This window comes from Streptomyces sp. NPDC091972 (assembly GCF_044756385.1).
GTDB lineage: Bacteria > Actinomycetota > Actinomycetes > Streptomycetales > Streptomycetaceae > Streptomyces.
Map to the genome: position 1 here is coordinate 53,847 of NZ_JBIVSV010000002.1, position 25,566 is coordinate 79,412.

Genomic DNA, 25,566 nt, shown 5'->3' on the forward strand with positions numbered 1-25,566 from the left:
GAGCATGTCGAAGATCAAGCCCAGCAAGGGCGCCCCGTACGCGCGCATCCTCGGTGTCGGCGGCTACCGCCCGACCCGGGTCGTGCCGAACGAGGTGATCCTCGAGACGATCGACTCGTCCGACGAGTGGATCCGCTCGCGCTCCGGCATCCAGACCCGGCACTGGGCGAACGCCGAGGAGACCGTCGCCGCGATGTCGATCGAGGCGTCCGGCAAGGCGATCGCCGACGCCGGGATCTCCGCCGAGCAGATCGGTGGCGTGATCGTCTCGACCGTCTCGCACTTCAAGCAGACCCCGGCGGTGGCGACGGAGATCGCCGACAAGCTGGGCACGGACAAGGCCGCCGCGTTCGACATCTCGGCGGGCTGCGCGGGCTTCGGCTACGGCCTCACCCTCGCCAAGGGCATGATCGTCGAGGGTTCGGCGGAGTACGTCCTCGTCATCGGCGTGGAGCGGCTCTCCGACCTCACCGACCTGGAGGACCGGGCCACGGCCTTCCTGTTCGGCGACGGCGCCGGCGCGGTCGTCGTCGGACCCTCCAAGGAGCCCGCGATCGGCCCCACGGTCTGGGGCTCCGAGGGCGACAAGTCCGAGACGATCAAGCAGACCGTCGCGTGGAACGAGTACGACAGTTCCACGGACAAGTTCCCCGCGATCACGCAGGAGGGCCAGGCGGTCTTCCGCTGGGCCGTGTTCGAGATGGCGAAGGTCGCCCAGCAGGCGCTGGACGCGGCCGGGATCACCCCGAGCGACCTGGACGTCTTCATTCCCCACCAGGCCAACGAGCGGATCATCGACTCGATGGTGAAGACGCTGAAGCTGCCGGAGCACGTCACGGTCGCGCGCGACGTCCGCACCACCGGCAACACCTCGGCCGCCTCGATCCCGCTCGCGATGGAGCGGCTCCTGGCGACCGGTGAGGCGAAGAGCGGCGACACCGCGCTCGTCATCGGATTCGGGGCGGGTCTCGTCTACGCCGCCACTGTCGTTACCCTCCCCTAGGCACTCCGTGCCGGATCACTCGGTCCGGGACGGGAAGCACTGCCAACCCTCTGGATAAGAAAACGAAGGAGCGCCACCATGGCCGCCACTCAGGAAGAGATCGTCGCCGGTCTCGCCGACATCGTGAACGAGATCGCCGGCATCCCGGTTGAGGACGTCCAGCTGGACAAGTCCTTCACCGACGACCTGGACGTCGACTCGCTGTCCATGGTCGAGGTCGTCGTCGCCGCCGAAGAGCGCTTCGACGTCAAGATCCCGGACGACGACGTCAAGAACCTCAAGACGGTCGGCGACGCCACCGACTACATCCTCAAGCACCAGGCCTGAGTCCCCCGGGCTCCCGCGGAGCCCTCCAGGCCGGACGTGCCGGCCCCGCCACCCGGCGGTGGCGCCGCTTAATCCTCGTAACGTTGGAGAAAGATTTCCCGTGAGCCCGACCAATCGCACCGTGGTCGTCACCGGTATCGGCGCAACCACACCGCTGGGTGGCGACGCAGCCTCTACCTGGGAGGGTCTGGTCGCCGGCAAGTCCGGCGTCAAGCCCCTGGAGCAGGAGTGGGCCGCCGAGCAGGCGGTCCGCATCGCCGCGCAGATCGCGGTGGAGCCGACCGAGGTCATCCCCCGGCCGCAGGCCCGCCGGCTGGACCGCTCGGCGCAGTTCGCGCTGATCGCGGCCAAGGAGGCGTGGGCCGACGCCGGTTTCGAGGGCAAGGCCGGTGAGGACGGTTCGGTCGGCGACGTCGACCCCGACCGTCTCGGCGCCGTCATCGCCTCCGGCATCGGTGGTGTCACGACCCTGCTCGACCAGTACGACGTGCTCAAGGAGAAGGGCGTCCGCCGCGTCTCCCCGCACACCGTGCCGATGCTGATGCCCAACAGCCCGTCCGCCAACGTGGGTCTGCTCGTCGGGGCCCGCGCGGGTGTGCACACCCCGGTCTCCGCCTGCGCGTCGGGCGCCGAGGCCATCGGCTACGCCATCGAGATGATCCGTACCGGCCGGGCCGACGTCGTCGTCGCCGGTGGCACGGAGGCCGCGATCCACCCGCTGCCCATCGCCGCGTTCGGCAACATGATGGCGATGTCCAAGAACAACGAGAACCCCGAGGGCGCCTCGCGTCCCTACGACGTCGCCCGGGACGGCTTCGTCCTCGGCGAGGGCGCCGGTGTCGTCGTCCTGGAGTCCGCCGAGCACGCCGCCAAGCGCGGTGCGCGGGTGTACGCCGAGGCGGTCGGCCAGGGCATCTCCGCCGACGCCCACGACATCGTGCAGCCGGAGCCGGAGGGCCGCGGCATCTCGCACGCCCTGCAGAACCTGCTGGACAGCACCGGCCTTGACCCGGCGGAGGTCGTGCACGTCAACGCGCACGCCACGTCGACGCCGGCCGGTGACATCGCCGAGCTCAAGGCGCTGCGCAAGGTCTTCGGCGACGAGGCCGACCACATCGCCGTGTCCGCCACCAAGTCGATGACCGGTCACCTGCTCGGCGGCGCGGGCGGCGTGGAGACGGTCGCGACCGTCCTCGCCCTCTACCACCGGGTGGCTCCGCCGACCATCAACGTCGAGAACCTCGACCCGGAGGCGGAGGCCAACGCCGACGTCGTCCGCGGCGAGGCGCGCAAGCTGCCCGTGGAGGGCCGTATCGCCGCCCTGAACGACTCGTTCGGGTTCGGCGGGCACAACGTCGTACTGGCGTTCCGCACGGTCTGAGAACCGTCCGTACGCAAACGGAAGGGCCCCCACCGGTCGGTGGGGGCCCTTCCCGTGTACGGGGCGGCGTGGACGCCGGCTCACACCACCTGGTGAAGCCAGCGGACCGGGGCGCCCTCGCCGGCGTACCGGAACGGCTCCAGCTCGTCGTCCCAGGGCTTGCCGAGGAGCTTGGCGAGCTCGGCCTCCAGGTCGGTCTCACCCCGTTGCGAGCGCGTCAGGGCCGCGCGCAGGCGGTCCTCCGGGATCAGGATGTCGCCGTGGATGCCGGTGACGGCGTGGAAGATGCCGAGCTCCGGCGTGCAGCTGTAGCGCTCGCCCTCCGCGGTGGGGCAGGGCTCGGCCGTGACCTCGAAGCGCAGCAGGTGCCAGCCTCTGAGGGCGGAGGCGAGCTTGGACGCCGTGCCCGCCTCGCCCTTCCAGGAGAACTCCGAGCGCCAGGTGCCCGGCGCGGCCGGCTGCCGGATCCAGTCGAGGTTGACGCGCGTGCCGAGCACCCCGGCGACGGCCCACTCGACGTGCGGGCACAGCGCGCGCGGCGCGGAGTGCACGTACAGAACTCCACGTGTCGTCACCGGGACCTCCGGGCAGAGCGGGACAAGTCTTGCTGGCTGGCATGGCGGCGATGGCGGGCAGCCACGTTGATGGCGAGGCTACCGTGCGGCGGCGCAAGGAGTGTGACGTACCGTCGGTCCCGATGCCCCGAAACGCCCGCCATTCACCCGGCAGGACGCTGGTACGGGTGCCGATCGTTCCCTCGGGGCCACCGGGAACTCCCGCGCGTTGTCATGAGAGGACCACCATTCTCACGAGGGGAACACCACGGATGCGGAAGCAGGGCCACCGCTCGCGGGCCGTCGTCGCCGTCCTGACGGCGGCTCTGCTGGGTGTCGCCGGCTGTGACGCCGTGGGCGGCGACTCGGCGGGGCCGACCCCGAAGGCCAAGGCCTCGCCGAAGCCGACCCCGGCATGGGACAGCAGCCCGGCCTCGATCGCCGCCGTCGGCGACTCCATCACCCGGGGCTTCGACGCGTGCGGGGTGCTGAAGGACTGCCCCGACGTGTCCTGGGCCACCGGGGGCAGCACCCAGGTCGACTCCCTGGCCGTACGGCTGCTGGGGAGGGCGGGGGCGGCCGAGCGGAGCTGGAACTTCGCGGTCTCCGGGTCGCGGATGGCCGATCTGCCGGCGCAGATGGCCCAGGCGGCCGCGCGCACACCGGCGCTGGTCACCGTGATGGTGGGCGCCAACGACGCCTGCCGGGACTCCACGGCGGCGATGACGTCGGTGGCCGACTTCCGCGCCGGTTTCGAGGACGCGCTCGGCGTGCTGCGGAAGTCGGCGCCCAAGGCGCAGGTGTACGTGGCGAGCGTGCCGAACCTCAAGCGGCTGTGGTCCGAGGGCCGCACCAATCCGCTGGGCAAGCAGGTGTGGAAGCTGGGCGTGTGCCCGTCGATGCTGGCCGACGCGGACGCCGTGGACGCGGCGGCGACCGAGCGGCGGGCCACCGTGCAGGAGCGGGTGGAGGCGTACAACGCCGTGCTGAAGGAGGTGTGCGCCGAGGACAGGCGGTGCCGGTACGACGGGGGCGCGGTGTACGACTACCGGTTCGGCACCGAGCAGCTCAGCCACTGGGACTGGTTCCATCCGAGTGTGAACGGACAGGCACGGCTGGCGGAGATCGCATATCGCAAGGTCAGGTCCGTGTCCTAAAGTTCCGCACATGAACGAACTCTTCGCCACACTTCCCGACGGCACGCCGGTGCACCGCTGGACCCTGGAGCGCGCGGGCGTGCGGGTGCGGATCCTGTCGTACGGCGGGATCGTGCAGTCGGTCGAGGTCCCGGACCGGGACGGGCGCGCGGCGGACGTGGTGCTGGGCTTCGCCGGGCTGGAGGGGTACCTGGAGCACCCGGAGCCGTATCTGGGGGCCTTCGTCGGGCGGTACGCGAACCGGATCGGGGGCGGTCGCTTCGTGCTGGACGGGGTGACGTACGCGCTGGCGCCCAACAACGCGCCCAACTCCCTGCACGGCGGTGAGAACGGCTTCGACAAGCGGGTGTGGGACATGGAGCCGGCGGGTGCGCACGGGGTACGGCTGAGCCGGGTCAGCCCGCACGGCGAGGAGGGCTTCCCGGGGCGCCTCGAGGTCTCGGGGACGTACAGCCTGGACGAGTCGGGCGCGCTGCGGATCTCCTACGAGGCGGTGACCGACGCGCCGACCCTGGTGAACCTGACCAACCACAGCTACTTCAACCTGGCCGGGTCCGGGAACGCGGGCGGGCACGAGCTGCGGATCGACGCCTCGCGGTTCACGCCGGTCGACGCGGACCTGATCCCGACCGGGGTGGCGGAGGTCGCGGACACCCGGTTCGACTTCCGTCAGGCGCGCAAGGTGGGCTCCGGTTACGACCACAACTTCGTGCTCGACAAGGGGATCACCGAAGAGGCCGTCGAGGTCGCCGCGTTGTACGACCCCGCGTCCGGACGGGTGCTGACGGTGGCGACCACCGAGCCGGGCATCCAGCTCTACACCGGGGACCATCTGCCCGAGCCCTTCGCGCCCGGCGACGGCATCGCGCTGGAGACCCAGCACTTCCCCGACTCCCCGAACCGCCCGGAGTTCCCGAGCACGGTGCTGCGGCCGGGTGAGGTCTACCGCTCGGAGACGGTGTACGGCTTCGGTACGCGCTGAGCACGCACGAGCCCCGGCCCAGGGGTCAGGTCCCGGGCCGGGGCTGCTTGTGCGAGGGCCGTGCCCCCTGTGATCAGACGTTAATCGTCACGGTCACCCGGCGGTCCCCGATCGAGCGCCCCACCTGGATTTCGTACGAACCCTTCACATACGACCACGATGAGGTCTTCTCGTCCCAGATCTCGAAGGCCCGGCGCGGGATCTCCACGGTGGCCTCGACACTCTCCCCGGGCCCGGCCTCGACGCCGGCGAATCCGGCGAGCCGGCGGGTCGGGCGCTCGGCGTCGGGCTCGCCGGGCGCCAGGTAGACCTGGACGACCTCGCGGCCCGGACGGGCACCGGAGTTGCGCAGCCGGACCCGGACGGTGGTGCCCCGCACCTCGACGGACTCGTAGGTCCAGTCGGTGTAGCCGAGGCCGTGGCCGAAGGGGTAGGCGGGGGTGCGGCCCTCCTTCTCCCAGGCCGCGTACCCGATGAACACGCCCTCGGTGTAGGGGAGTTCGCCGTCGTGCGGTTCGACCCGGGTGACCGGGGCGTCGGCCAGGGCGCCCCAGGTGGTGGGGAGCCGGCCGCCGGGCTCGTGGGCGCCGGTCAGCACGTCGGCGAGGGCGGCTCCGCCCTCCTGGCCGGGGAACCAGCCGAGCAGGATCGCGGCGACGTCCTCACGCCAGGGCAGTTCCACCGGGGAGCCGGAGTTGACGATCACGACGGTGTTCGGGTTGGCGGCGGCGACCGCGCGGACCAGCTCGTCCTGACCGCCCGGGAGGGTCAGGTCCCTGCGGTCGTAGCCCTCGGACTCGACGCGCTCGGTGGTGGCGACCACGACGACGGCCGTGTCGGCGTTCCGGGCCGCCTCCACGGCCTCGGCGATCAGCTCGTCGGGCGCGCGCCGGGGGTCCTGGTGGGCCAGCGAGAACGTGACGGCCTTCATCGGCACGTCTTCGGGCAGGGCGACCACGTGGGTCAGGGAGACCTCGACCGGCTCGCCCGCCGTCAGTTCGACCCGGGCGCGGGGCTCGGGGGCACCGAAGAAGGTGAGGAACGGGTCGTCCTTGTCGGCGCGCTGGACGTCGTCGTAGTACGTCGTGCCGTCGACGGCCAGTCTGAAGGCGCCGAGTCCCTTGATGCCGAAGGTGTGCGTGCCGCTCTCGCGCGGGGTGAAGGTGCCGGTCAGCTCGACGGTGTGCAGCCGGTCGTGGGTGACGCCCTCAGGGAGGTCCGAACCCATCCACTGGATGTGGCCGTTGGGGGCGGACCCCGTGCCGATGACGTCCCCGGCCGCGTCCCGGCACACTGCGCGCAGGGTGAAACCCCGGTCGGCGACGGCGAGTTCGGTGTTGGGGTCGGCGCCGACGGCGTAGGTCAGGGTGCCCTCGGGCAGGGCGGCGGTGAGGCCGTCGAGCGGGGAGACCACATGGTCCGGGAAGACGGTGGCGGACCCGCCGCCGAGGACCCGGGCGTCTCGGGCGGCGGCGCCGATGAGGGCGACCGTGCCCGGCTTCAGCGGCAGCGCCCCCTGGTTGCGGACCAGGACGAAGGTGCGGCGGGCGATCTCACGGGCCAGTTCGACGCCGTCGACGGGGTCCGGCAGGTCGGTGACGACGGGTTCGGCGCCGTCCAGGACGCCGACGCGGGCGGCGAGCCGCAGTACGTTGCGCACGGCCGCGTCGACCGCGCTCTCCTCCACCTCGCCGTCCCGGACCGCTCGGGCGAGGGGTTCGCCGTAGACGGTTCGCGGGCCGGGCATGGCGACGTCGAGGCCGCCCTCGATGGCGGCCTTGGTGGAGCGGGCGGCCGTCCAGTCGGAGACGTTGAAGCCGTCGAAGCCCCATTCGCCGCGCAGGACCTCATTGACCAGGTGGTGGTGCTCGGTCATCGTCGTGCCGTTGACACTGTTGTAGGCGGTCATGACGCCCCACGGGTGGGCGTTCTCCACGATGTGCTCGAAGGGCGCCAGGTACAGCTCGCGCAGGGCGCGTTCGGAGACCAGGTTGTTCACGGTGAAGCGGTCGGTCTCGGCGTCGTTGGCGACGAAGTGCTTGACGGTGGTGCCGACACCGCCCTCCTGCACGCCGGTGACGTACCCGGCGCCGATCCGTCCGGTCAGGTAGGGGTCCTCGCTGTACGCCTCGAAGTGGCGGCCGCCGAGCGGGGAGCGGTGGAGGTTGACGGTGGGGGCGAGCAGGACGTGGACGCCCTTGCGGCGGGCCTCTTGGGCGAGGAGACGGCCTGCCCGGCGCGCGAGTCCGGGGTCCCAGGCGGCGGCGAGCGCGGTCGGGGAGGGCAGGGCGATCGAGGGGTCGTCGGCGCTCCAGCGCACGCCTCGGACGCCGATCGGGCCGTCGGACATGACGAGGGAGGCCAGGCCGATCCCGGGGAGGGCGGGCAGGCTCCACATGTCCTGGCCGGCCAGGAGCCGGGCCTTGGCGTCCAGGTCCAGCCGGGCCAGTGCCGCTTCGACGACCGCCTCGCGGGCCTGGTCGGCGGGGGTGATGCCCTCGGGTCCCTCGGGTGCCGCCATGGCGGTGCCTCCTCGTTGAAGTCCGTGCGGACCTCTCATCGTGCATCGGTCACCTGGCGAGCGGTAGGTTTCGTTACCCTGCCGTTATATTCATCAGGACGGCATGTCGTACGGTGACGCCATGAACGCCAGGACCAGAAGCGAGGAGCGCCGGGCCGAGATCGTCCGGGCGGCCCTGGAGGTCATCGCCGAGCGCGGTTACCGGGGTGCGAGCCTGGCCGCGGTGGCCGAGCGGGTCGGGCTGACCCAGCAGGGACTGCTGCACCACTTCCCGACCAAGGACGCGCTGCTGGTCGCGGTGCTGGAGGAGCGGGACAAGTGGGACGCCGTGCCGCACGGCACCTGGCGGGTCGACCTGCTCGCCGCGCTCGTCGAGTACAACGCGATGCGGCCCGGCATCATCCAGACCTTCTCGGCGCTGCTCGGCGAGAGCGTGACGGAGGGGCATCCGGCACGGGAGTACTTCACCGGCCGCTACACCCGGGTGCGGGAATCGATGGCGGTGGCCCTGCGCGCGGAGTACGGCGACCGGCTCCCCAGCGGACTGAGCCCGGAACGCACCGCGCCGCTGCTGGTCGCCGTCATGGACGGCCTCCAGTACCAGTGGCTGCTGGACCCGGAGTCGGTGGACATGCCGGGCGCGTTCCGGGACTTCCTGCGGCTGTTGGGCGAGCCGGCGGACTGAGGCTCCCTGGCACCGGACGACGGCGAGAGCCTTGCTGAGCGCACGGACGGCGGCGAGTACGACGGTGCGGCGGGGCCGGGGCGGCCAGGGCGCCGAGCTCGACCAGGAAGCCCGACCACCAGGAGGAGAACGCCCCGGTCGGCCGCCTTCACGGGTCGCGGTGTCACCCGCCCGCGGGCACCGCCGCCACGACTTCGACCTCGATCAGTGCCTCCGGCCTGAACAGCCGCGGAACCTCGAAGGTCATGCTGGTGGGCGGGGTGCCGGTGAGGAACTCGCGGCGTACGGCGCCGTACTGGTCCAGCTCCGAGATGTCCGTGAGGTAGGTGCGGATGTTGATGACGTCAGCCAGGCCCGCCCCGTGGGCCTCCAGCAGCGCGGCGAGGGTCTCGAAGACGCCCCGGGACTGCTCGGCGAGTGTGGCGCCCTCGGCGATCTGGCCGGAGACGAACAACAGGGCGCTGCCGTCGGCCTGTTCGACGCGGGCGACCTGGGAGTAGTAAGGGCTCAGGGGCTGGGGCGCGCCGGCGGGGTTGTCCAGGGTGATCTGCATGCCGTCGACGCTAGGACCGCCCTTGCGATGCGACAAGCGAATGTCCAGCATGGCTGCCATGCCGAACCCGCATCACAAGGATCTGCCTCCCGACCTCGCCACCGTCTGGCTGCGGGTCTTCCTGGAGGTCGCCCGGCACGAGTCGTTCACCGTGGCCGCGCGCACACTGGGCTGGACGCAGTCGGCGGTGTCCCGGCAGATCTCCTCGCTGGAGGGGGCGTTGGGCGGGGCGCCGCTGTTCGACCGGCTGCCCAGGGGTGTCCGGCTGACGGAGGCGGGACGGGTGCTCGTGCCGTACGCGCAGACCGTCACCGGGGCGCTTCAGGGGGCCGCGCGCGAGTTGGCGGCGCTGCGTGAACTGACCGGCGGGCACCTGCGGTTCGGGGCGTTCCCGACCGCCGACGCGGCCCTGGTCCCGCACGCCCTCGGTGTCTTCCGCGCCCGGCATCCGGGCGTGCGGGTCTCGCGCGAGGAGGGCCTCACCCCGGCGTTGCTGGACCGGCTGACCGAGGGGCGGCTGGACCTCGCGGTGGTCTCCACGACCGGCGGGGCGCCGCTGTCGGCGTACGAACTGAGCCATCTGCTCGACGAGTCGCTGTACGTCGCCGTCCCGGCCGGGCATCCGCTGGCCGGTGCGGGCGGCGGGCCGGTGCGGCTCGGACGGCTCGCGGACGCCGACTGGATCTCCGGCAGCCCGCGCGCCGAGGGGACGCTCCTCGACGCGGCCCTGCGGCAGGGCTTCCGGCCGCGGATCGCACACGTCGTCGGCGAGTGGACCGCCAAGCAGGGGTACGTCGCCGCCGGGCTCGGGGTGACGCTGGTCCCGGCGCTCGCCGCGGGGTCCGTGCGGCCGGACGTCGTCCTGCTCCCGGTGCTCGACGAGGGGGCTCCGGCGCGGGCGGTGTACGCGGCGACACCGCGCGGGCGGTCGTCCTCGCCGGCCGTGGAGGCGTTCGTCGGGGCACTGCGGGAGGCGGCGGGCCGGATCCCCCGTACGTCACTCCCCATGGCGTAGACCACTTCCGTCACGCGATACTGCCGGGGTCCGGCACCACTCGCGCCCCACAGCGACGGAAGGACCTGAACCCCCTTGATACGCCTACGTGTTCGGATCGGAATGCTCGGACTTGCCCTGCTGGCGGCGCCGTCGGTCGCCATCAGTCCGGCGGCGGCCGCGACCGCGCCCTCGCCCACGGTGGAGGAGCGGCGGCTCGACCAGGCCGTGCCGCGGGAGATTCTCGAACGGTCCGGATTCGACGCCGTGCCAGTCTGTTTCACGCGGGCGCTCGGGTCGGCGCGTTCCTACGCGCAGGCGCGGCACGTCGTCGCGCAGCAGGGGTCCGCGCTGTGGAAGCGGGCCGTGGACCGCGCGCAGGGGCGGGGACCGGCCGCCGGGGACCTGAGCCGGGACGACGACCGGCCCCTGTACTGGGCCCGGCTGGGCATGACCCGCGCGGTACGGACCTGGGAACCGTCGTTCGGGCTGTCGGAGGTGCAACGGGCGGCCCTGCTGGACGAGTTGGAGCGGACGTCACGGGGGCAGACCGCGGTGCGGTATCCGGGCGGTGAGCGGCTGAAGCGGGTGCTCGTCACCGGGTTCGACCCGTTCACGCTGGACCGGGACATACGGATCTCGAATCCGTCCGGGGCCACCGCGCTGGCCCTCGACGGGACGGTGATCGAGACGGCGGACGGGCCGGCGCGCGTGGAGACCGTCGTGTTCCCGGTGCGGTGGCAGGACTTCACCGACCGGACGGTGGAGCGGGCGCTGCGGCCGTATCTGAAGAAGGTGGACCTCTTCACGACCGTGAGCCAGGGGCGGGTGGGCCGGTTCGACGTCGAGCGGACCAACGGGGCGTGGCGCGGCGGGTTCCCGGACAACGACAACATCGGGGTGACGGGGACGGTCCCGGTCGACGACCCGGCCTCGCAGCCGCAGTGGACGACGACCACGCTGCCGTACAAGGCGATCGTGGACGCGGGGACCGGGCGCTTCCCCGTCTACGACAACACGAGCGTGACCGAGATCCCGGCGGGAGGGACGCAGCCGGTCGTCCGTCCGGACGGGCCGACCCCGGGGTCCACGGCGAGGGCGGGCGGTGGCGGGGACTACCTGTCCAACGAGATCGCGTACCGCGCCACGCTGCTGCGGGACCGGCTCGGGCTGCACGACGTCCTGCCGGGCGGCCATGTGCACACGCCGGTGCTGCAGTTCGGGACGGGGAACACGGATCCTGCGACGGGGACGGTGACCGATCCGGAGTTCGTGCGCAACCGGCTGGACATCATCGCGCAGGTGCGGGCGATCGTGGTGGTGGCGGTGGAGCAGGCCACTTGAGGAAGACCGCCGTCTCGGTGAAGCCCAGCCGACGGTAGAAGCCGGCGGCCCTGCGCGTCGGCACGGTGATCTCCACGTCCTGAGCGTGCCGCGCGCGGGCCTGCATTTCCCGGACGAGCCGGGAGCCCGTGCCGTGGCCGCGCAGGGGTGCGTCCACGGCGAGTTCCAGGAGTTGCAGGACGGTGCCGCCGGCGAACAGGGTCGGCAGCCGGGCCGCGCAGGCGTAGCCGACGACCCGCGTGCCGTGCTCGGCGACCAGGAACTCGGCCCGGTTCTCGGCGGCCGCCCGCAGGACCTGGGGGAAGGTGACGGTCTCGTAGCGGGTGCGGTCGGGACGGTAGGTGGTGGCGAAATCGCACAGGAGCCGGAAGACCGCGTCCGCGTCCGTGCGCGTCGCCGGGCGGATCGTGGGCTCAGGCGCCGAGTTCACCGGACACGGCTTCCCCGTCCGGCTCGTCGCGCTCCTCGTCCCCGTCCCGCGTCTCCTCCCCCAGCAGATCCCGGGCCATCAGCGTGGCTCCCGCCACCGCTCCCGGCATCAGGAACACCGCGACGAAGGGGACCAGGAAGGACAGGCCGAGCGGGGTGCCGAAGCCCCAGACGAGGGTCTTGCGGGAGCGCAGCAGGGCCAGGCGGGCGCGGAGTTCCACGCCCCGGCGCTGGAGGGCCACCGCGGTGAGCTCCTCGGTGAGGAAGAAACCGGTCACGAAGAAGCCGATCACCGGGATCGCGGTCTGACCGACGACGGGCACGAAGCCGAGGGCGAAGAGCAGGACCGCCCACAGGGCCGCCCGCACCACGATGCGCAGGCTGTCCCTGGCCGAGATCCACAGTTCGCGCCAGAGCGGCAGACCCGACTCGGGGGCCGTGCCGTCCGGGGAGACGTCCCGGTCCACCTTCTCGGAGAGGTTCTCGTAGAAGGGCTGGCCGATGAGAAGGGTGACCGCGGTGAAGGTCAGGACCGCGAGGAGCAGGGCCAGCGCGAACAGGACCGCCGTGAGGAAGCCGCGGAACAGGCCCTGCCAGGGGCTCGACCAGTCGTCGGCGAAGGGGGTCGCCCAGGACACCGCGTCCTCGCCCCAGGCCGCCAGCGCCACCAGGGCCGCCACGTACAGCACCAGGGTGATCAGGCCAGGGACCAGTCCGAAGCCGTACTGCTTGCCGTGCCGGGCCACCCACCGCTGGCCCTTCAGGAGATAGTGGAAACCCGCCCCGAGATCACGCATGTCCCGCACCCTATCGGGTGACTCCCGAGCCGCGGAGACGGCCGCGGGTCCGGTCCGGGCGCCCGGGTTGCGCCGTCCGGGGCATCCGCGCCATCAACTCCCTCTTGTTGCGGTTGAGTCGAACAGGTACATCTCGCCGTACCGATCTCAGGAAGCCCGGAGGAGGTACGCGTGCCCACCACGAGAACCGTTCCTGCGAGACCCGTCCTGCTCATCGCCCTCGCCGGCTCGCTGCTGCTCACCCCGACCAGCGCGAGCGCCGACCCCCGCTGGTCTCCGGGCACTGGCGGCCGCTGGCGGACGGCTCGGGCGGTTCCGCCGCCGCGGCCGGGGGGGGCCTCGGTCGTCAGTGGCCCGCAAGCCGTCCTGTTCGGCACCGAGCCACTCTTCCGGGATCACCCCAAGGGGGAGTTCGCCCAGGTCGGACGGGCGTTGTTCACCATGGCGCACGCGAGCAGCGGCTGAGGTTGAGGAGAGCGGATGACGCAGGAGATCCACGGCACCGTCGCCGACGGCTTCGAGGCGGTACGCGAGGAGTTCGCCGCTTTCGTGAGGGGCGAACGACCCGACTACGAGGGACAGTTGAGCGCGTACGTGCACGGCAGGCGGGTCGTCGACCTGTGGGCCGGCGAGGGGGCCGGGCCGGACTCCCTGTACGGCGTGTTCTCGTCGACCAAGGGGGCCGCCCATCTGGTGGTCGCGCTCCTCGTCCAGGAGGGCACGCTGGAACTCGACCGCAAAGTCACCTACTACTGGCCGGAGTTCGGCGCGGAGGGCAAGGGTCAGCTCACCCTGCGGGACCTGCTGGCGCACCGGGCCGGGGTGGTGGGGCTGGACGCCGGGTTCAGCGCGCAGGAGCTGGCGGACGACCGGGCCATGGCGGAACGGCTGGCGGATCAGAAGCCGTTCTGGCGGCCCGGCACGGCCTTCGGCTACCACGCGCTCGTGATCGGCGCGCTGACCGGCGAGATCGTACGGCGGGCCACGGGCCGCACGCTCCAGGAGGTGTACGAGGAGCGGATCCGGGCGCCGTACGGGCTGGACTTCCACCTGGGGCTGCCCGAGGCGCTGGAACCCCGCTACCGCTCCGTGCAGCCGATGGCGCCGACGGCCACGCAGCAGGCGCTGCTGGACGCCCTGCCGACGGGTCCGCACACCCTGGCCGCGATCGCCTTCAACCAGCAGGCGCCGGACCCGGGTGACCTGGCCGACTACGCCAACTCCCGTGCCGTGCGCGCGAAGGGGCCGGCGTCGGCGGGCGGAGTGGCCGCCGCACGCGGGCTGGCCGGGATGTACGCGGCGGCGATCAGCGAAGTGGCCGACCGGCCGCCCCTGCTGAAGCCGGACACGGTCGCGGAGGTGGGGCAGATCCACTCGGCCGGCTACGACCTGGTGGCCCGTGCCCACAGGTCGTACGGCCTGGGCTTCCAGGCGACGGCCGACATGTGGCACCCCTACCTCGGCGCCGGTTCCTTCGGCCACAGCGGCGCCGGCGGCTCCCAGGCCTTCGCCGACCCGCGCAGCGGACTGGCCTACGGCTACACCCGGCGCCGGATGGCGTTCCCGGGAGGGGCGGCGCCGGAGAACGAGCGGTTCGTGCGGGCCGTGCACCGGGCCGCCCTGGCGGTGTGACGGGAACGGAGGCGGCACCCCACGTCCAGGGGTGCCGCCTCCGTCTCGTGCGGCCGACGGGCTCCGTCAGACGAGCGTCACGGAGATGTTCCCGCGGGTCGCCTTCGAGTACGGGCAGACCTGGTGGGCCTTCTCGAGGAGGGCCCGGGCGGTTCCCGTGTCGACGTTCGGGAGGGCCGCCGAGATCTCGACGATCAGGCCGAAGCCGTCGGCGTTCTTGCCCAGGCCGACCTTCGCGGTGACCGTCGAGCCGGAGATGTCGGCCTTCTCCTGGCGGGCGACGACGCCCAGAGCGCCCTGGAAGCAGGCGCTGTAACCGGCCGCGAAGAGCTGCTCGGGGTTGGTGCCCTTGCCGCTGCCGCCCATCTCCTCGGGCGGGTTGACGACCAGGTCGAGCCTGCCGTCGTCGGTGGCGACACGGCCGTCGCGGCCGTTCTCGGCGGTGGCGACGGCCGTGTAGAGGACATCGGTCTGCTGGATGGACATGCGGTTGTCTTCCTCCTCGGTCCACCGCGACTCGCGCCCACGATCGACGGCGGGATTCGGAAAGAAGTTACCGCATGCCGGAAATCCAGCACAGGGGTCAGAGCTTGACGATCATCTTTCCGGTGTTGTCGCCACGCAGGACCCCGAGGAACGCCTCCAGGTTGTTCTCGATGCCCTCGACGACCGTCTCGCGGTACTTGAGCTGCCCGGACGCCACCCACGGGCCGACCTCGGCGACGAACTCCGGCTGGAGGTCGTAGTGGTCGCCGACCAGGAAGCCCTCGATGCGGCCGCGGGTCTGGATCAGACGGGCGAGGTTGCGCGGGCCGGGGGCCGCCTCGGTGTTGTTGTAGACGGAGATCATGCCGCAGACCGCGATCCGGCCGCCCTGGTTGAGGGAGCCGATGGCGGCCTCCAGGTGGTCGCCGCCGACGTTGTCGAAGTAGACGTCGACACCGTCCGGGGCGGCCTCGCGGAGCTGGTCGCTGACCTTGCCGTTCTTGTAGTTGAAGGCCGCGTCGAAGCCGTACTCCTCGACCAGCAGCTTGACCTTCTCGTCCGAGCCGGCCGAGCCGATGACCCGGGAGGCGCCCTTGAGTTTGGCGATCTGCCCGACCTGGCTGCCGACGGCACCGGCGGCGCCGGAGACGAAGACCGCGTCGCCCTCCTTGAAGGAGGCGGTGCGCAGGAGACCGGCGTAGGCGGTGAGACCGGTCATGCCGAGGACACCGAGGTACGTCGACAGGGGGGCCGCGTCGGCGTCCACCTTGACGGCGTGCCTGGCGTCCATGACCGCGTGCTCGCGCCAGCCGAAGAAGTGCAGGACGTGGTCGCCGACGGCGATGCCCTCGGCGTGGGACTCGACGACCTCGCCGACCGCCCCGCCCTGCATGACCTTGCCGAGCTCGAAGGGCGCGGTGTAGGACTTCGCGGCGCTCATCCGGCCGCGCATGTACGGGTCGACCGAGAGGTACTTGTTGCGGACCAGCACCTGGCCCTCGCCGGGGGTCGGCACCTCTGCCTCGACCAGGGCGAAGTCCTCGGGCTTCGGCCAGCCGACCGGGCGGGAGACGAGGTGCCATTCGCGGTTGATCATGATGCCTGCGACCTTTCCATTTACTTCAGTGCCTTAAACAACCATGCTCCTGAATATTTCATGTTGTCAAGTAAAGGGGTATCCTGGAGCCCATGCCCACTCCTCACAAGACCCGGCCCGACGCGCTCACCATGGAAGTGGTGGAGCTCATCGGGGACGTGGTGGCCCGCTTCTACTCGGACTACGAGGACGCGGCCGCGGAGCACGCCCTCACCGGGGCGCAGGCGCGGCTGCTGAGTCTGCTGTCCCTGGAGCCGCTGCCCATGCGCAAACTGGCCCAGAAACTGAAGTGCGAGCCGTCGAACGTCACCGGGATAGTGGACCGGCTGGAGACGCGCGGACTGGTGGAACGGCGCCCCGATCCCGCGGACCGCCGGGTCAAGGTGGCGGCGGCGACGGAGGCGGGGCTCCAGGTGGCCCGGGAACTGCGGGAGGGCCTGCGGTTCGCCCGCGAGCCGCTGGCGGGGCTGTCCCAGGGGGAGCGGGAGTCGCTGCGGGATCTGCTGCGCCGGATGCGGGACGCGTGACGGGGGCCGCTGCGGCGCGGGCGGTGTCGGGGTCGGCTCGGCCGCTGGGGCTAGCGGCCCTTGCGGATGATGTCGGTGATGTGTTCGCCCTCGCTGATCGTGAGGGGGCCGGTGGTCTCGTTGCCGAATCCCAGCGCGGCCGCCAGGGTGCGGCCGTGGACGTCGAGGGTGGCCTCGGTCAGCGTGGTGAGCTCGGCCACGGCCGCGCGGGCGCGGGCCCATCCGGTCAGGCCGATGCCCGCGGCGATCAGCACGGCCGGCCACCACACCGCGGTGAGCAGCAGGTAGGGCACGGCCCACGTACCGGTGGCGACCGCGGCGGCGAACGCCGAGTGCGCGGCGGTGAGATCGGTCCGGGCGGAGTCGGGGAGCACCAGCCAGAGGCGGGACCAGCCGTAGGTCAGGTCGAGTCCGTAGCGGTGGTGTGCGATGGACTCCACGGCGTGGATCCGGTCCCCCATCCAGGTCGGCCTGCCCGGCTCGGCCATGGCCAGCCGGGTGATGCGCCGGGCCACGTCGTCGATCCGGTCCTGCCGCTCGCGGGTGCGGGTGGCCGGGCTCACGGCTTCCAGCGCCCGGCGTTCCTGCACGAGCCGGTACCACCGAGCGCGCCGGCGTGCCGTACGCACCGCCGCGACCCGGGCGAGGGGGCGGGGCCACGGTCCCAGCCAGACCCGTCGGGTGACCGCGGCCAGCGTCTGCACGACGAAGCCCACACCGGAGGCGGCCGCCAGGACGGCCACGACGAGCAGTGCCTGCGCCCCGCTCGACAGGTCCGCGATCTCGGCCATGGTGTCCTCGGCCCGCCGGGTCAGCAGCGCGACGTTCCACGCGTCGGCATGGCCGAGCTGGACGGCGAGCCAGACCGCGCCGAGGAAGAACGCCCCGGGCAGCACCAGCAGGCTGATCCACCGGTCGGCCAGGGTCTTGGCCAACTGCTGGAGGAATCCGCCCACTTGCGCTACCCCCGCTCCATGACACGGCCCAGGACCGCGCAGCGCGGGACGGCACCCGCCGGCGGCGGCACCGCCGTCCGGTCGCAGGCGCCGTCCGGGCAGCGGAAGCTCTCCTGACGGGCGGTGCCCGGCCCGGCTCCCGGCAGTCCCGTGGCGAGGGTGCGCAGGGTGGTCTCGCGGTCGGTGTTGAGCAACTGGCCCAGCAGGGCGAGCACCGGGCGCCGGGCCCGTGCCTCGGCCACGATCCGTTCCAGCAGTTGCTGCCGTGCCGCGGTGTGGAGCCTGGTCTCGCCGATCAGCGCGTCGAACTCCTTGCACAGCGTGGTCAGGGCCGATCGTTCGGCGTCCACCACGGCTCCCCCTTCCGTCAGTCGGCCGATAGTCTCATGGGCGATGTCCTCCGACCACCGGCTTGATCCGGGTCAGCTGAACGACCGGGCGGTCGACCTTCTGAACCGCGCGACCCAGGCCGGGGACACGGTCCTGCTGAGCCGCTGCGTCCCAATGTTCCGGAGCATCGTCGCCCTGACACCGCCGGAGCATCCGTACCGCGCCACCCGCCTGTACAACCTCGCCGAGACCCACCGGGCGCTGTACGCGCTGACGGGGCGGGAGGACGAGGCCGACCGGTCGATCGCCGTCGGGCGGCAGTCCGTGGCCGCCCTCCGGGCCGGCGACCCCAACTCCGCGCTGATCCTGGGCAACCTCAGCGTCACCCACCTCCTGCGGTTCCAGCGGGCGGGGGACCCGAACGACCTCGACGGAGTGATCGAGTTCGGGGAACGGGCCGTCGTCGCGACCGGCGCCGAGCCGAACATGGCGTTCTACCTGGCCACCCTCGCCACGGGACACTTGATGCGGTTCCAGCGGACCGGGCACCACGCGAACCTGGACCGTGCCATCGACATGGACGAACGCGCGCTGGCCGTGGCCCCCGCCGCCTCCCCGCGTCTCGCGACCATCCTGACCGACCTCGCCTCGGGCTACCTGTTCCGCTTCGAGAGGACGCGGTACTTCGCGGACCTCGACCGGGCCGTCGACACCGGCGAGCGCGCCCTGGCCGCCAACCCCGCCGACCCCCTGAACCGGGCGACGGCCCTGACCAACCTCACCACGTGTCATCTGCGGCGCTTCGAAGCAAGCGGGCACCTCGCGGACCTGGACCGCGCCATCGACACCGGCGAGCGCGCCCTGGCCGCCAACCCCGCCGGCTCCCCGCACCTGGCGACCATCCTGACCAACCTCGGCACCGCCTACTGGGCACGCTTCGAGCGTGCGGGCGGGCCGGCGGACCTGGACCGCGCCATCGGGTTCGGGGAGCGGGCCGCCACCCACACCGGCAGCCCGTACCGACTGACCACCCTGTCCAATCTCGCCGTCGCCTACCAGGCCCGCTTCGAGCGGACCGGGAGCCTGGCGGACCTGGACCGGGCCATCGGCCACCACGAGGACGCGGTGGCCGCGGCCCCGGACGACGCGCCGGACCGTGCGACCTACCTGTCCAACCTCGGCATGGCGTACCACGCGCGGTTCGAACGGCTGGGAGAACCGGCCGATGTGGACCGGGCCGTCGACCACCTGGGGCGTGCCGTCGCCACGGCGCCCCAGGGGCACCACCAGTTCGCGACGTTCCTGTCCAACCTCGGGGTCGTGTACCACGCGCGGTTCGAACGGCTGGGTGAGGCGGGCGATCTGGACCGTGTCGTCGCGCACTACGAACGGGCCGTCGCCGCCACACCCGCCGACCACCCGAACCGTGCGCTCCTCATGTCCAACCTCGGTGCCGCGTACGACACGCGATTCGACCGGACCGGCAATCCCGTCGACATGCACCGGGCCGTCGAGAATCTGGAGAGGTCGGTCGCCGCGGCGCCCGCAGACCACCCGTTCCGCGCGACCGCCCTGAACAACCTCGCGCTGGCCCTGCGCGGGCGGTTCGAACAGCTGGGGGACGTGGCCGATCTGGACCGGGCCGTCGCCCATCAGCAACAGGCCGTGGCCGCCACGCCCCCCGACCACCCGGATGTCGCCCACCGCCTGTCGAACCTGAGCCTCGTCCACTGGTCCAGGTTCGCCCGGGTCGGGGAGCCGTCCGACCTGGACGCGGCCATCGACGCCGGCCGGCGCGCGGTGGCCGCCACCCCCGACGACCACCCGAACCGTGCGAGGCACCTGAGCAACCTCGGCAGCGCCTTCAGCCAGCGCTTCGGGCACAACGGCAGCCTGCACGACCTGGACCGGGCTCTCGCCCATCACGAACGGGCCCTGGCCGCGACACCGGCCGGCCACCCGGCCCGGGCCCTGTACCTGACCAGCCTCGGGATCGTGCACCAGGACCGGTTCCAGCGCACCCGCGCCACGGCCGACCTCGACCGCGCCGTCGACCTCGCGCTCCAGGCGGTGGCCGCCACCCCTGCGGACCATCCCGACCGTGCGCTGCGCCTGTTCAATCTCACGCGGGCCCATCAGAGCCGGTACGAGCACTCGGGCGACCCGGCCGACCTGGACCGCTCCGTCGAGCTGGCGCTGGAGACGGCCGCCGCGGTCCCCGCCGGCCATCCGGAGCGCGCCCGGTACCTGTTCAGTCTCGGCAACGCCCACCGGCTGCGGTTCCAGCGGACCGGCGCCGCCTCCGACCTCGACCGCGCCGTGGAGGCCGCGGAACAGGCGGTCAGGGCCACACCCGGCGACCATCCCGGCCGGGCCGCGCGCATCTACTTCCTGGCGACCTGTTACCGGAGGCGGTGGGACACCGGCGGCGCCCTGGACCGGCCGAGGATCGCCGGGCTCGCGCGGGAAGCGCTCGCGGCCACCACGGCGCCCCCGCTGGACCGGCTGCGCGCCTGCTGGGCGACGGGCCGGCTCGCCTACGTCCTGGACGAACCGCACACCGCCCGGCTGCTGTTCGACACGGCGGTGGAGCTGCTGCCGTCGGTCGCGGCGCGGGAGACCTCCTCGGCGGACCACGAGTTCCGCCTCGGAGCGAACCGCGGACTCGTCGGCGAGACGATCGCCGTGCACTGCGCCCTCGACGATCCGGGGGGCGCGGTCCAGGCCGGCGAGCTGGGCCGGTCGGTCCTGCTGGCGTCCCGGCTGGCGCTGCGCACCCCCCTGGCGGAGCTGGAGGCCGAGCACCCCGTCCTGGCCCGCCGTCTGAGCCGCGTCCGCACGGCCCTCAACGCGCCGGACCCCCCGGCCATGGCCACGCCCGACGACGGCCAGGACATCGACCACGTCGACCGGCGCAGAAGGCTGTGGGCCGAGCACGACGCCGTCCTGACGGAGATCCGGCGCCTGCCGGGCCTTGACCGGTTCCTGCTCCCACCGACGTGGAACGAGCTGCGGCCGGCGGCCGCCGGCGGGGCGGTCGTGCTGCTCAACGCCGGACTGCAGAGGTGCGACGGCATCGTCGTCACCGCCGACGGGCCCCCGCTGCTGGTACCGCTGCCCGACCTGCGACTGGCCGACGCCGAGGCGTGGGCCGCCGAGTTGACGGAGGCGACGCACGACTCCGGTTCGTTCACGGGCGAGTTGCGCCGGCAGCGGGTGCTCACGGAGGTGCTCGGCCGGCTGTGGGACACGGCGGTCGGGCCGGTGCTCGACGCGGTCGGACAACGGCTCCGTCCGGACGACGGAGTCCTCCCCCGCGTGTGGTGGATGCCGACCGGACCGCTCGGGCTGCTGCCGCTGCACGCGGCCGGGCACCCGGACCGGACCGGGGCGCTCGACCGGGTGGTCTCGTCGTACACGCCCACGCTGCGGGCCCTGGCCCGCGCCCAGGGGCGGCCGGCCGCGACCGCCCTGCGCCGGCTCACCGTCGCCCTCGACCGGACCCCGGGGCTGCCGGACCTGCCGGCCACCACCGCCGAGGCCGCGAGCCTGCACGCGGCCCATCCGGACATGCCGTTGCTGGTCAACGAGCAGGCCACCGCCGCCCGGGTGACCGGCGCGCTCCCCGAGGCCAACTGGGCGCACTTCGCCTGCCACGCGGGCACCGACCCCGACGCGCCCTCGGAGGGCGGGCTCCATCTGCACGACGGTGTGCTGTCCATCGCGGAGATCGGCCGTCGCGACCTCCACGAGGCCGAGCTGGCCTACCTGTCCGCGTGTTCCACCGGACATGTCGGCCGTCGGCACGCGGACGAGTCCATCCACCTCGCCTCCGCGTTCCAGCTGGCCGGGTTCCGGCATGTCGTCGCGAGTCTGTGGCCGCTGGACGACCGCGTCGCGGCCGGGGCGGCCGAGCACTTCTACCGGCTGATGCCGGACACGCCGTCGGCCGACGACGCGGCGGCCGTGCTCCATCGCGTCATCCGGCACCTGCGTGCCGAGCATCCCGGGCGACCGCACTTGTGGGCCTCGCTGATCCACAGCGGGCCGTAGCGGGGACACCCCGGGGCGGTCCGTGGACCCCCGCCCCGCCTTCGCACAGGCGAAGTCCTACGTGCACCACCACAGGAAGCGGTCGCACTCCGTCGGGGTCGGGGTGGGGCTCGGTGCCGTGGTGGTGGGGGTGGCCGTGGGTGCCGAGCCGCCGCTCGTGGACGTGGGCGTGGCGGTGGGGGTCGACGCACCGGAGGGCCGGGTGCTCGCCGACCCGGCCTCGGGGCTCTTGCTCGCGTCGGGGTCACCGCTCTCGGACGCGGACGGCGACGGGGACTCGGAGGTCGACGGTGAAGGCGAGTCGGAGGGAACGGTCCCCGCGGAGTCGGCCGCCCCGGACGCCGACGCGCTCGCCTCCGGGGAGGCGCCGCCCTCGGCCGACTCCTCGGAGGCCGCGGCCGGCTTGGAGGGGGAGCCCGGGGCGTCCATGCCCAGCTCCGCGAGGCTGAGACCGCCGGCCGCGAGCACGAAGCCCGCGGCGATCAGCAGGGTCCGGCGCTGGCGACGGCGGTGCGCCGCTGCTTTGCGGTCGCGACGACTGGCGCCGTCGGAGGAGTCGTCCGGGTCGTCGGACTCGTCCTCGTCGCGCTCGCCGTACCCGTCGTGGGCGTCCTCGGGTTCCGCGGGGCCCCGGCCGCGTGCGCGTCGGCGTGCCGCTCTGCCGCCGGTGGATTCCACGACCCCCTCGGCCGCGCCGTCGGCGCCCTCGGCCGGGTTGGCATCGATGTCGGGATCGGCGCCCGAGCCGGTGCCGGCTCCGGTCGAGCCGTACTCCGCCGGCCCACCGCCCACCGGATCACCCGCGCGCGAGGCGCTCCCGGGTCCGTCCTCGCCGTACCCCGCGCCGCCCTGACCGCCTCCGTATGCCATGTCGGCCGGACCGGCCGTGCCGTACGTCCCGCCGCCCAGGCCGTCGGCGCCGTACGCCATGTCCGCCTGGCCGGCCGTGCCGTGCGCGCCGTACACCGCGCCGTCCGTGCCGTGCGGGGAGGAATCCCGGGCGCCCTGGCCCCCTCCCCCGTACGGCGTCGTCCCGGGGCCGTCCGCGGTGCCGTACTGCGACTCGGCGACCCCGTAGGCCGCGTACGCCGGGACCGCGTGCTCCTGCGGCCGGGCCTGGGCGGGCACGCGCGGGGTGTTCGCGCGCAGCTCTTCGATCGAGGTGCCGCACCCCGGGCAGGCGAGGGCGCCGTTGAGGTGCCTTCGGCACGGGTCGCAGTAGTCCATGACGCGGGAAGACTAAGTTCCTCTCACCCGCCTTTCATAGTCACGCCTGTGAAGGTTGTGTGTCGAACTACCCGCTTCGGCGCGGCGAGTTGAGGGGTGTGCCGGGGACCGTTCGGGCATCCTTCCCGATCTCGTCGAAACCGACTTCGAAAGCCGTGTCGAAAGCGGTGTCGAAACCGTTATGCGTTCGACCCATTGACACTCCCGCCACCCCCTCCCTACTGTCACGTCAGCATTTCGAACGTGTGACGAAATTTCGAACAGACGTCACTGAGCCGACGAAGCAACGAGGGGCAACCGCCGTGCGCATCACCGGAATCAGCACACACGTGGTCGGGACGCCGTGGCGCAACCTGACGTACGTCCAGGTGCACACCGACGAAGGCATCACCGGAGTCGGCGAGACCCGGATGCTGGGACACACCGACGCGCTGATCGGCTACCTGCGGGAGGCCGAGGCCAATCACATTCTCGGCTCCGACCCGTTCGCTGTCGAGGACCTCGTCAAGAGGATGAAGTACGGCGACTACGGTCGGGCCGGCGAGATCGTCATGTCCGGCATCGCCGTGATCGAGATGGCCTGCTGGGACATCAAGGGCAAGGCCCTCGGCGTGCCGGTCTGGCAGCTCCTGGGCGGCAAGGTCACCGACAAGGTCAAGGCGTACGCCAACGGCTGGTACACCACCGAGCGGACGCCGGAGGCCTACCACAAGGCCGCCCGTGGCGTCATGGAGCGCGGTTACAAGGCGCTGAAGATCGACCCCTTCGGCACCGGCCACTTCGAGCTGGACCACGAGCAGAGCCTGTACGCCGTCTCCCTCATCGAGGCCGTCCGGGACGCCATCGGCCCCGACGCCGAGCTGATGCTGGAGATGCACGGCCGCTTCTCGCCGTCGACCGCCGTCCGGCTGGCCAAGGACCTCGCGCCCTTCAAGCCCGCGTGGCTGGAGGAGCCGGTGCCGCCGGAGAACCTGAAGGCGCTGGAGAAGGTCGCCGCCAAGGTCGACATCCCGGTCGCCACCGGTGAGCGCATCCACGACCGCATCGAGTTCCGCGAGCTCTTCGAGAACCAGGCCGTGGACATCATCCAGCCCGACGTCGGCCACATCGGCGGCATCTGGGAGACCCGCAAGCTGGCCGCGACCGCCGAGACCCACTACATGCTGGTCGCCCCGCACAACGTGGGTGGTCCGGTGCTGACCGCCGCCTCCCTCCAGGTCGGGTTCACCTCCCCGAACTTCAAGATCCTGGAGCACTTCAACGACTTCGCCGACGCGGAGATCAAGAAGGTCGTCAAGGGCGCCCCGCAGGTCGTGGACGGCTACTTCCACCTCTCCGACGCGCCGGGTCTCGGTGTCGAGCTGGACGTGGACGCGGCCGCCGAGTTCCCGCAGCAGCAGGCCCGGTTCGACCTGTGGGCCGAGGGCTGGGAGCAGCGCAAGCCCAAGGGCACCAAGTGAGCACCCAGGTCGTCATCGAGGGGCCCGGCGAGCACCGGCTCGACGAGCACGCCCCTCGTGAGCCCGGGGCCGGTGAGGCGCTGGTGCGCGTCCACGCGGTCGGCATCTGCGGCAGCGACCGCGAGGTGTACCAGGGCAACCGGCCCGAGGGATACGTGCGTTACCCCCTCACGCCGGGCCATGAGTGGTCCGGGACGGTGGAGGCGGTCGGGGCGGATGTGCCTTCAACTCTTGTCGGCCGCAAGGTCGTCGGCGAGGGCTTCCGCAACTGCCAGGTCTGCGACCGCTGTCACGCGGGCGAGACGACCCTGTGCACGGCCGGGTACGAGGAGACCGGGTTCACCCAGCCGGGTGCGATGGCCACCACGCTGACCCTGCCCGCCCGTCTGCTGCACGTCCTGCCGGACGACGCCGACCTGACGGCCGCGGCCCTGCTGGAGCCGGCCGCCTGCATCGCGGCCGCCGCGATCAAGGCGAACGCCCTGCCCGGTGAGCGGGTGGCCGTGGTGGGGACCGGGACGCTCGGGATGTTCGCCGTTCAGTTCCTGAAGGCGAACTCCCCCGCCGAGCTGCTCGTGGTAGGGACCCGGCCCGACCGGGCGGAGCTTTCGAAAGCTTTCGGTGCCACCGACTTCCGCACCAGGGCGCAGGAGCTCCCGGACGACTTCGACGTCGTGATCGAGACCGCGGGGTCCGCGTCCGCCGCGCGCACCGCCGCCGCCCTGCTCAGGCGGGGCGGACGTCTGGTCCTGACGGGCATCCCGGCGCCGGGCGCCGAGGGCCTCGACCCGACGGACCTGGTCGTACGGCAACTGGAGGTGCACACCGTCTTCGGTGCCCCGCCGGACGCCTGGGCGCACACGGTGCGGGTCTTCGGGGCCGGCCTGCTCGATCCGCTGCCGCTGGTCACGCACGAGCTGCCGCTCGACGGGTTCCCGGAGGCGATCGAGCTGGTCGGGTCCGGTGACCCGAAGGTCGGGAAGGTGCTGCTCCGCCCCTAGACGTACGCCGGTACGGGGTGACCTGACCACTCCGTACCGGCGTACACCCAGCCCCGCACGACTTGAGCCGC

Annotated in this window: 23 protein-coding genes and 1 pseudogene; 14 read left to right on the plus strand and 10 right to left on the minus strand. The window is 72.4% G+C overall.

Going from position 1 to position 25,566, the window contains the following annotated elements; all coding sequences use genetic code 11:
• Positions 1-4: 4 nt before the first annotated feature.
• From ACIQJT_RS05555 to fabF, 3 genes are all read left to right on the plus strand, one after another.
• Positions 5-1,003 carry a ketoacyl-ACP synthase III gene (locus ACIQJT_RS05555; RefSeq protein ID WP_053850710.1) on the plus strand — a complete coding sequence of 333 codons (999 nt, stop codon included), beginning with the start codon at positions 5-7 and terminating at the stop codon, positions 1,001-1,003.
• A gap of 78 nt (positions 1,004-1,081) precedes the next feature.
• Positions 1,082-1,330: an acyl carrier protein gene (locus ACIQJT_RS05560; protein ID WP_007381745.1), complete on the plus strand. Its 249-nt coding sequence runs from the start codon at positions 1,082-1,084 to the stop codon at positions 1,328-1,330.
• Between the two features lie 100 nt (positions 1,331-1,430).
• Positions 1,431-2,711, plus strand: a complete 1,281-nt coding sequence (gene fabF / locus ACIQJT_RS05565) for a beta-ketoacyl-ACP synthase II (RefSeq protein ID WP_365450830.1) — start codon at positions 1,431-1,433, stop codon at positions 2,709-2,711.
• Positions 2,712-2,791: 80 nt separating this feature from the next.
• Here the strand turns inward: fabF and ACIQJT_RS05570 are convergent, their stop codons facing one another.
• Positions 2,792-3,286: a DUF3145 domain-containing protein gene (locus tag ACIQJT_RS05570; protein ID WP_037721013.1), complete on the minus strand. Its 495-nt coding sequence runs from the start codon at positions 3,284-3,286 to the stop codon at positions 2,792-2,794.
• 251 nt (positions 3,287-3,537) lie between these two features.
• Between ACIQJT_RS05570 and ACIQJT_RS05575 the strand changes: the two genes are divergently transcribed.
• Positions 3,538-4,422: an SGNH/GDSL hydrolase family protein gene (locus ACIQJT_RS05575; RefSeq protein ID WP_402640160.1), complete on the plus strand. Its 885-nt coding sequence runs from the start codon at positions 3,538-3,540 to the stop codon at positions 4,420-4,422.
• A gap of 10 nt (positions 4,423-4,432) precedes the next feature.
• Positions 4,433-5,404, plus strand: coding sequence for an aldose epimerase family protein (locus ACIQJT_RS05580; protein WP_402640162.1), 972 nt, complete (start codon positions 4,433-4,435; stop codon positions 5,402-5,404).
• A gap of 73 nt (positions 5,405-5,477) precedes the next feature.
• Here ACIQJT_RS05580 and ACIQJT_RS05585 read toward each other — a convergent pair whose 3' ends face one another.
• The gene (locus ACIQJT_RS05585) at positions 5,478-7,925 is read right to left on the minus strand and encodes a glycoside hydrolase family 3 protein (protein ID WP_402640164.1); all 2,448 of its coding nucleotides are present in this window, start codon (positions 7,923-7,925) and stop codon (positions 5,478-5,480) included.
• Between the two features lie 103 nt (positions 7,926-8,028).
• Here ACIQJT_RS05585 and ACIQJT_RS05590 point away from each other — a divergent pair, with 103 nt between their 5' ends.
• Positions 8,029-8,610 (plus strand): TetR/AcrR family transcriptional regulator, encoded by a 582-nt coding sequence (locus ACIQJT_RS05590; RefSeq protein ID WP_365450822.1) that lies wholly within the window; start codon positions 8,029-8,031, stop codon positions 8,608-8,610.
• Between the two features lie 163 nt (positions 8,611-8,773).
• Here ACIQJT_RS05590 and ACIQJT_RS05595 read toward each other — a convergent pair whose 3' ends face one another.
• Positions 8,774-9,163 (minus strand): RidA family protein, encoded by a 390-nt coding sequence (locus ACIQJT_RS05595; RefSeq protein WP_365450821.1) that lies wholly within the window; start codon positions 9,161-9,163, stop codon positions 8,774-8,776.
• Between the two features lie 58 nt (positions 9,164-9,221).
• Between ACIQJT_RS05595 and ACIQJT_RS05600 the strand changes: the two genes are divergently transcribed.
• Both ACIQJT_RS05600 and ACIQJT_RS05605 read left to right on the plus strand, forming a co-directional pair.
• Complete coding sequence (locus ACIQJT_RS05600; RefSeq protein WP_365450819.1) at positions 9,222-10,178, plus strand: LysR substrate-binding domain-containing protein; 957 nt, start codon at positions 9,222-9,224, stop codon at positions 10,176-10,178.
• A 102-nt stretch (positions 10,179-10,280) separates the two neighbouring features.
• Positions 10,281-11,501: a pyroglutamyl peptidase gene (locus ACIQJT_RS05605; RefSeq protein WP_402640167.1), complete on the plus strand. Its 1,221-nt coding sequence runs from the start codon at positions 10,281-10,283 to the stop codon at positions 11,499-11,501.
• On the opposite strand, the gene ACIQJT_RS05610 is transcribed toward ACIQJT_RS05605, so the two are convergent.
• Entirely contained in the window at positions 11,449-11,931 is a 483-nt protein-coding gene (locus tag ACIQJT_RS05610) for a GNAT family N-acetyltransferase (RefSeq protein WP_365450815.1), read from the minus strand. The two genes, ACIQJT_RS05605 and ACIQJT_RS05610, sit on opposite strands and share 53 nt — an antisense overlap.
• Entirely contained in the window at positions 11,915-12,727 is an 813-nt protein-coding gene (locus ACIQJT_RS05615; RefSeq protein WP_365450813.1) for an EI24 domain-containing protein, read from the minus strand. Before ACIQJT_RS05615 ends, ACIQJT_RS05610 begins: the two co-directional genes overlap by 17 nt.
• Positions 12,728-12,993: 266 nt before the next feature.
• Between ACIQJT_RS05615 and ACIQJT_RS05620 the strand changes: the two are divergent.
• Together ACIQJT_RS05620 and ACIQJT_RS05625 are read left to right on the plus strand one after the other, a co-directional pair.
• A pseudogene (locus ACIQJT_RS05620) lies at positions 12,994-13,192 on the plus strand (hypothetical protein); the annotation flags it as partial.
• Between the two features lie 15 nt (positions 13,193-13,207).
• Positions 13,208-14,359: a serine hydrolase domain-containing protein gene (locus ACIQJT_RS05625; RefSeq protein ID WP_402640170.1), complete on the plus strand. Its 1,152-nt coding sequence runs from the start codon at positions 13,208-13,210 to the stop codon at positions 14,357-14,359.
• Positions 14,360-14,425: 66 nt separating this feature from the next.
• Here the strand turns inward: ACIQJT_RS05625 and ACIQJT_RS05630 are convergent, their stop codons facing one another.
• Entirely contained in the window at positions 14,426-14,845 is a 420-nt protein-coding gene (locus tag ACIQJT_RS05630) for an organic hydroperoxide resistance protein (protein WP_402640172.1), read from the minus strand.
• A gap of 97 nt (positions 14,846-14,942) precedes the next feature.
• Positions 14,943-15,941, minus strand: a complete 999-nt coding sequence (locus ACIQJT_RS05635; protein WP_402640174.1) for an NADP-dependent oxidoreductase — start codon at positions 15,939-15,941, stop codon at positions 14,943-14,945.
• Between the two features lie 92 nt (positions 15,942-16,033).
• On the opposite strand from ACIQJT_RS05635, the gene ACIQJT_RS05640 reads away from it, so the two are divergent.
• Positions 16,034-16,468 (plus strand): MarR family winged helix-turn-helix transcriptional regulator, encoded by a 435-nt coding sequence (locus ACIQJT_RS05640; RefSeq protein WP_402640176.1) that lies wholly within the window; start codon positions 16,034-16,036, stop codon positions 16,466-16,468.
• Between the two features lie 50 nt (positions 16,469-16,518).
• On the opposite strand, the gene ACIQJT_RS05645 is transcribed toward ACIQJT_RS05640, so the two are convergent.
• Positions 16,519-17,424, minus strand: coding sequence for a hypothetical protein (locus ACIQJT_RS05645; protein WP_402640178.1), 906 nt, complete (start codon positions 17,422-17,424; stop codon positions 16,519-16,521).
• Positions 17,425-17,429: 5 nt separating this feature from the next.
• Positions 17,430-17,774 carry a hypothetical protein gene (locus ACIQJT_RS05650; RefSeq protein ID WP_365450801.1) on the minus strand — a complete coding sequence of 115 codons (345 nt, stop codon included), beginning with the start codon at positions 17,772-17,774 and terminating at the stop codon, positions 17,430-17,432.
• A 43-nt stretch (positions 17,775-17,817) separates the two neighbouring features.
• Here ACIQJT_RS05650 and ACIQJT_RS05655 point away from each other — a divergent pair, with 43 nt between their 5' ends.
• Complete coding sequence (locus ACIQJT_RS05655) at positions 17,818-21,807, plus strand: CHAT domain-containing protein (RefSeq protein ID WP_402640180.1); 3,990 nt, start codon at positions 17,818-17,820, stop codon at positions 21,805-21,807.
• 57 nt (positions 21,808-21,864) lie between these two features.
• Here ACIQJT_RS05655 and ACIQJT_RS05660 read toward each other — a convergent pair whose 3' ends face one another.
• Complete coding sequence (locus ACIQJT_RS05660) at positions 21,865-23,034, minus strand: hypothetical protein (protein WP_402640182.1); 1,170 nt, start codon at positions 23,032-23,034, stop codon at positions 21,865-21,867.
• 302 nt (positions 23,035-23,336) lie between these two features.
• On the opposite strand from ACIQJT_RS05660, the gene ACIQJT_RS05665 reads away from it, so the two are divergent.
• Positions 23,337-24,494 carry a mandelate racemase/muconate lactonizing enzyme family protein gene (locus ACIQJT_RS05665; RefSeq protein WP_402640184.1) on the plus strand — a complete coding sequence of 386 codons (1,158 nt, stop codon included), beginning with the start codon at positions 23,337-23,339 and terminating at the stop codon, positions 24,492-24,494.
• Complete coding sequence (locus tag ACIQJT_RS05670) at positions 24,491-25,495, plus strand: alcohol dehydrogenase catalytic domain-containing protein (protein ID WP_365450795.1); 1,005 nt, start codon at positions 24,491-24,493, stop codon at positions 25,493-25,495. Before ACIQJT_RS05665 ends, ACIQJT_RS05670 begins: the two co-directional genes overlap by 4 nt.
• Positions 25,496-25,566: the final 71 nt, after the last annotated feature.